A 6,345-nucleotide genomic window follows, 5' to 3' on the forward strand; every position below is an offset into this window, starting at 1 on the left:
CGTGGCACGGCGCCCGCGACCGGCTCGCGGAAGTGGCGACCTCGCTCGGCCTGCTGAGCGGCACGCTCGGCAAGATCGCCCGCGACCTGTCGCTGCTGATGCAGACCGATACGGCAGAGGCCTTCGAACCGGCCGGCGCCGGCCGCGGCGGCTCCTCGACCATGCCGCACAAGCGCAATCCGGTCGGCTGTGCCGTCGCGCTCGCGGCAGCCGTGCGCGTGCCGAACCTGGTCGCGACCATGCTCGCGGCGATGGTGCAGGAACACGAGCGCGGACTCGGCGGCTGGCATGCGGAATGGGAGACGCTGCCGGAGATCGCAACCCTCGCCGGCGGCGCGCTCGCGCAGTTGCACGCGGTGCTCGCGGGGCTGGAGATCGACGCGGCGCGCATGCGCGCCAACCTCGACGCCACCTACGGCCTGACGCTCGCCGAGGCCGTGATGATGGCGCTCGGCGAGCGCATCGGCCGGCTCGATGCCCACCACCTGATCGGGAGCGCCTGCCGAAGCGCGCTCGCCGGACAACGCCCGCTGCGTGCAGTGCTCGGCGAGATGCCGGCCGTCACCGAACACCTGGCGCCGGCCGAACTCGACCGCCTGCTCGACCCGGCCGCGTATCTCGGCGCAACCGGGGTCTTCGTCGAGCGCGTGCTGAGCGCCCATGCCCGCGCCGCCGCCGCCATGCGCCCCTGAACCGCCCCGTACCCGCCCCGGAGACCGCCTTCATGAACATTACGAATTTCATCAATACAGAGACAGGCATCATCCATTACCGCCTCGACGGCCCGGCCGGCGCGCCGGTGCTGATGCTGTCGAACTCGCTCGGCACCGACCTGACGATGTGGGATGCGCAGCTGCCGGCCTTCGCCGCCGGCTACCGCGTGCTGCGCTACGACACGCGCGGTCACGGCGCCAGTCCGGTCACGCCCGGCCCGTACACGATCGAGCAGCTCGGCCGCGACGCGCTGGCGCTGCTCGACGCCCTCGGCATCGGACACGCGCACTTCTGCGGCCTGTCGATGGGCGGCATGGTCGGTCAGTGGCTCGGCGTGCACGCGCCGCAGCGCCTCGGACGGCTCGTGCTCGCCAACACCGCCGCCCGCATCGGTCCGGCCGAACTCTGGGACCGGCGCATCGCGGCGGTGACCGCCGGCGGCATGGCGGCGATCGCCGATGGCGTCCTCACGCGCTGGTTCACGGATGGCTACGTCGCGCGCGCGCCGCAGTCCGTCGCGCGCGTGCGTGCCGTGCTCGAAGCCACCGACCCGGCCGGCTACACCGCAGCCTGCGCAGCCGTGCGCGACATGGACCAGCGCGCGGTGGTCACGCGGATCGCGGTGCCGACGCTGGTCATCGCCGGCACGCATGATCTGGCGACGCCGCCGGCCGATGGCCGCTGGCTCGCCGGGGCGATCGGTGGCGCGCGCTACGTCGAGTTCGACGCCGCCCACCTGTCGAACCTCGAAGCCGAGGCCGGCTTCACGGCTGCGGTGCTCGGCTTCCTCGGCGACTGAGCCGACGGCGACCCGCCGCCGCCCCGTCCGTTTTTCCCGCCGTCCTGCCAGACGGTGGCGCCGCGTGCGCCGCCGGCGGACGCGGCTTGCCCGGCGGTACGCACCGTCCCCCCGACAGACCGGCAGCCAGCCGGCGATCCACCACCAGAGCAGGAGACCTCCACGATGTCGCAGTCCACCGCCAGACCCGCCAGACCCGCCGCGCCCGCGGTTTGCGTCCTCGCCACCGGCCTGGGTCTGTGCAGTGCGCTCGCCGCCGCCGAAACCACGCTCTACGGTGGCGTGCGCCTCGGTCTCGATTACGTCGATGTGAAGACCACCGGCCAGAGCAACTGGGACGTGATCAACGAGACCTCGCGCTTCGGCATCAAGGGCTCCGAGGACCTCGGCGGTCTCACCACGATCTGGCAGTTCGAGTTCGGCGTGCCGGCCGATGGTTCCGGCAGCGCGGCCATCACCAAGCGCCTGAGCTGGGTCGGACTCAAGGGCAGCCTCGGCACGGTCGCGATCGGCCGGCAGTGGACGCCGTACTTCCTCGCCACCTCGCTCGATGACGTGTTCAACAGCGACGACACCTCGGTCAGCTACTACTTCCTCGGCCTGCCGCACCGCTGGGACGACATGATCAGCTACACCTCGCCGGACTGGGGAGGCTTCAGCCTGGCCGGCGCCTTCGTGCTCAACGGCGCCGGCAACGGTCTCGACGGCGCGCAGGCGAAGCAGGACGGCGTCGATGCCTGGGACATCGCCGCGATCTACCGCCAGGGGCCGCTCGTGCTCGGGGCGGCCTACCAGCGTTACGGCAGCGCCGGCGTCGACGGCAACACGCAGTTCCCGGCCGGCAGTACGCAGTGGGGGCTGGCCGCGTCGTACCGCCTGGGCGACGTGAACCTGATCGGCGCCTGGCATCAGGCCCACCTCAACGATGCGCGCGATTCGAAGCCCTCGGTCTACGGCCTGACCGGCGAGTACTTCATCGGCCCGACCCACGTCGTGCGCGCCGGCTACGGCCACTACGACCCGGACGCGGCGAGCGGCAAGGACTACGACCAGTACAAGCTCGGCTACCAGTACAACTTCAGCAAGCGCACGCGCACCTGGATCGAGTACTCGCACTTCGACTACCGCAGCCCCGGCGCCAAGGTCGCGGCGATCGGCCAGGAGTACGACAACGTCCAGATCGGCATCCGCCATGACTTCTGAGGGGCAGCGTTGCGACGCACGCACGCGCCGCCGGTGCCGGCCCGGCCGGTGGCAGCCGTCCCTGACGGCGCACCCGGATCACAACGAGGAGGAGATGCAATGAACCAGAAAAAACCCGTCTACGTGCTGAACGGCCCGAACCTGAACCTGCTCGGCCAGCGCGAGCCGCAGACCTACGGCCGCACCACGCTCGCCGAGCTCGAGGCCGCCTGCCGCGCTGCCGGCGAGGCGCTCGGGCTCGATGTCGACTGCCGCCAGACCAACCACGAAGGCGTGATGCTCGACTGGATCCACGCGGCACGCACGCAGGCCGCCGGCATCGTCATCAACCCGGGCGGCTGGACGCACACCTCGGTGGCGCTGCGCGATGCGCTCGCCGCGAGTGAGCTGCCGATCGTCGAAGTCCACATCAGCAACATCCACCGCCGCGAAGCCTTCCGGCAGCACTCCTACGTCTCGGCCGTCGCCATCGGTGTGATCTGCGGCCTCGGCACCCGGGGCTATGAGTACGGCCTGCAGGCCCTGCAGCAGCATTTCGAGGAGAACCCGTCATGAGCACCGCCTGCGCCCCTGCCACCGCGCGAAGCGCCGATCCGTCCGAACAGCGGCCCGATCACTTCCTCGTCGGCCTGATCGGCGAGGGCATCCAGCTGTCGCGCTCGCCGGCCCTGCACGAGACCGAAGGCGCCGCGCTCGGGCTGAAGGTGCATTACCGCATCATCGACCTCGAACGCCTCGGCCGCGGCCCCGAGGCCCTGCCCGAGCTGCTGGCGGCGGCCGAGCTGACGGGCTTCGCCGGGCTCAACATCACGCACCCGTGCAAGCAGGCGGTGCTGCCGCTGCTCGACGAACTTTCAGATGCGGCGCGCGCGATCGGTGCGGTCAATACCGTGGTGTTCCGCAACGGCCGGCGCATCGGCCACAACACCGACGCCTCGGGCTTTGCCGAGGGCTTGCGCCGCGGCCTGCCCGATGCGCCGATGACGCGCGTCGTGCTGGTCGGGGCCGGTGGCGCCGGCGCGGCGGTCGGCTACGCGGCGCTCGAACTCGGCGCCGGCCACCTGACGGTGTTCGACCGCGACGGTGAGCGCGCCGCGGCCCTCGCCGACCGGCTCTGCAGCCACTTCGGCCCGCTGCGCGCGAGTGCGAGCACCGATCTGGCCGCGGCGCTGGCGCCGGCCGATGGCCTGATCCACTCGACACCGCTCGGCATGGCGAGCCACCCCGGCACGGCGGTGCCGGCGGCGCTGCTGCGGCCGGCGCTGTGGGTGGCCGAGGTCGTGTACTTCCCGCTCGAAACCGAACTGCTGCGCACGGCGCGCGCGCTCGGCTGCCGCACCGTCGACGGCGGCGGCATGGCTACCTTCCAGGCGAGCGGCGCCTTCGCGTGGTTCACCGGCATCGAGCCTGACCGCGAGCGCATGCGCGCGCATTTCCTGTCGATGCTCGACTGAAGCCGCGCCCGGCCGGCGCCGTGACCGGAGCCGGCCGGCGCCCCCTGCGCTTGAGGCAGTGCAAGTTATGTCCGAGATCCTCGGCATCACCGCCCCGATCTTCCTGATCGTCGCTGCCGGCTACGCGGCCGTGCGCCTCGGTCTGCTCGTGCGCAGCGAGCTGCGCACGCTCGGTGCTTTCGTGATCCACATCGCGCTGCCGGCACTGATCCTGCGCACGCTGACGCAGCCGGGTTTCGTGACGGCCTTCGATGGCGCCTACCTGCTCGGCTACGCCGGCGGTTCGCTGGTGCTGTTTGCCGCCGGGCTGCTGTATGCCGCGCGCGTGCAGGGGTGGAATCTGGGGGCTGCGGCGCTGTACGGCGCCGGCATGAGCTGTTCGAACAGCGGTTTCATCGGCTATCCGATCGTCGCGCAATGGCTTGGCCCCCGGGCCGCGCTGGCGCTGGCGCTGACGCTGATCGTCGAGAACCTGCTGATGCTGCCGCTGCTGATGACGCTGGCCGAAGCCGGCAGCGGACACGGTACGCTGCGCCAGGGGCTGCTGCGCGCCGCGGCCGGACTGCGGCGCAATCCGATCGTGATCGCGATCGTGCTCGCCTGCGTCTGCGCGCTGTTCGAACTGCGCCCGCCGACCGCGCTCGCGCGCGCGATCGATCTGCTCGCGCAGGCCTCGGCGCCGGTGGCGCTGTTTACGATCGGTGGCACGCTGGTCGGCTTGCGCGTCGAAGGACTGCGCGGCGACATCATGCGCATCGCCGGCGCCAAGCTGCTGCTGCATCCGCTCGCGGTCGCCGGCGCACTGCTGCTGCTGCCACCGGCCGATCCGGTGCTCACGGCCGCAGCGATCGGCTACGCGGCGATGCCGATGCTCAGCATCTATCCGATCTTCGGCCAGAAGTACGGCGACGCGACCCTCTGCGCCGCGGCGCTGATGGTCGCGACCCTGCTCGCAGCGCTGACGGTCAGCGCGTGGATCGCGCTGCTCGGTCGCCCCGGCTGGCCGGGACACTGAGCGGAAGATGCACGGGGCAGCACGCATCCCGGCGGGTGGTGATCGTATCGATCGCGGCCGAGCTGGTTGCACGGCCGGGACGCTGCGACGCTGAAGCCGCCGGTCCGGACGTGACAGCAGGGCGGCGTGATCGCCGCCCTGCTGCTGCTGCCGGCCGTGGCCGGCGGACAGGTTCAGCCCTCGGTGGCCGGCACTGTCTTCGGCGCGGGCGACACATGCTTGCCGTGCGGCTGCGACTTGTGTCCGTGCTCCAGCGCCTGCAGCGCCGCGTCGTACTCGGCCTTGCTCAGCTTGCCGTTGCGGTTGGTGTCGGCCTTGCCGAAGTCCAGACCTTCAATGCCGCGCGTCTGCGCCAGCGTCAGATAACCGAGCTTGCCCTTGTCCAGATGCGCGAAGCTCGGGTACTCGTGGTGCTCGCCTGTTCCGGCTTCGGTTCCGGCCCCGGTTTTCACTTCGGTCCTGGCTTCCGGCTTGGTTTCCGGTTTGGTTTCCGGTTTGGCATGCGTCACGGCCGGCTGCGTCGGCTGCGTGCCGCTGACCTCGGGGCGGGCGCTGTCGAGCGGCTGCACGACCCTGGTATCGGTGGCCGCCGCCGGCGGGGTGGCGGGCTGAACGCTCGCCGCCGGCGTCTTCGGCGCCACGGCGGGGGCGGGTTCAGTCGCCGTCGCGGCGAGCGCATACCCGCCGCCCAGCGAGCAGACCACGGTAACGGCAGCGGCGATCAGCGACTTGTGCATGTTCATGGCGGTGTGACCTCGGATGAGCCGGATCCCTGGATCGGATCCCTGGGCCGGAGCTCCGGATCATTCCGCAGCTTCCGGGCAAGCCTTTCGGACCTGCTGCCCGCCCCGGATGTCAGGCGCCGTGCCATGTCGGATTTTGCCATCACGATCAGGTGCTTGTGCGGTGCAACATCCACCGTGACCCGGCACCGCATGCTGCCTTGCGTCGCTGCGCAGCGACGCCCGTCGCGCCCGCTCTGCTGCATGTCCCTGATCACAGAAGCCGGCAGCAGTGTCGCCGCCGGGGAACGCGCTGCAGGAGCCGCCCGCACTGTACCGTCGCGCGCGACCTCGGCTGGAAGCGAATCCAGTGCCGCCCGCGTGCTCAGCCGAGCGTCGTGTCGAGCACCATCATCACCGCGAAGCCGGCCATCAGCC

The 6,345-nt window shown here is 71.2% G+C and carries 7 protein-coding genes; 6 read left to right on the plus strand and 1 reads right to left on the minus strand.

All coding sequences use genetic code 11. The annotated features are described in order from the left end of the window. The 6 genes from PKE44_RS13470 to PKE44_RS13495 all read left to right on the plus strand — a co-directional run. On the plus strand, positions 1–692 hold a 692-nt coding region (locus tag PKE44_RS13470), incomplete at its 5' end, for a lyase family protein (protein ID WP_324552047.1). A gap of 32 nt (positions 693–724) precedes the next feature. After that, the gene (gene pcaD / locus PKE44_RS13475) at positions 725–1,513 is read left to right on the plus strand and encodes a 3-oxoadipate enol-lactonase (protein ID WP_324552049.1); all 789 of its coding nucleotides are present in this window, start codon (positions 725–727) and stop codon (positions 1,511–1,513) included. 165 nt (positions 1,514–1,678) lie between these two features. Beyond that, positions 1,679–2,716, plus strand: a complete 1,038-nt coding sequence (locus PKE44_RS13480; protein ID WP_324552051.1) for a porin — start codon at positions 1,679–1,681, stop codon at positions 2,714–2,716. A 99-nt stretch (positions 2,717–2,815) separates the two neighbouring features. Continuing rightward, positions 2,816–3,271 carry a type II 3-dehydroquinate dehydratase gene (gene aroQ / locus PKE44_RS13485; protein WP_324552053.1) on the plus strand — a complete coding sequence of 152 codons (456 nt, stop codon included), beginning with the start codon at positions 2,816–2,818 and terminating at the stop codon, positions 3,269–3,271. Next, positions 3,268–4,170 (plus strand): shikimate dehydrogenase, encoded by a 903-nt coding sequence (locus PKE44_RS13490; RefSeq protein WP_324552055.1) that lies wholly within the window; start codon positions 3,268–3,270, stop codon positions 4,168–4,170. Before aroQ ends, PKE44_RS13490 begins: the two co-directional genes overlap by 4 nt. A gap of 67 nt (positions 4,171–4,237) precedes the next feature. After that, entirely contained in the window at positions 4,238–5,185 is a 948-nt protein-coding gene (locus PKE44_RS13495; RefSeq protein WP_324552057.1) for an AEC family transporter, read from the plus strand. 173 nt (positions 5,186–5,358) lie between these two features. Here the strand turns inward: PKE44_RS13495 and PKE44_RS13500 are convergent, their stop codons facing one another. Beyond that, positions 5,359–5,928, minus strand: a complete 570-nt coding sequence (locus PKE44_RS13500; protein ID WP_324552059.1) for a hypothetical protein — start codon at positions 5,926–5,928, stop codon at positions 5,359–5,361. Positions 5,929–6,345 lie beyond the last annotated feature (417 nt).

Origin of the sequence: Plasticicumulans sp. (assembly GCF_035331805.1) — a bacterium.
Classification (GTDB): Bacteria; Pseudomonadota; Gammaproteobacteria; order Competibacterales; family Competibacteraceae; genus Plasticicumulans.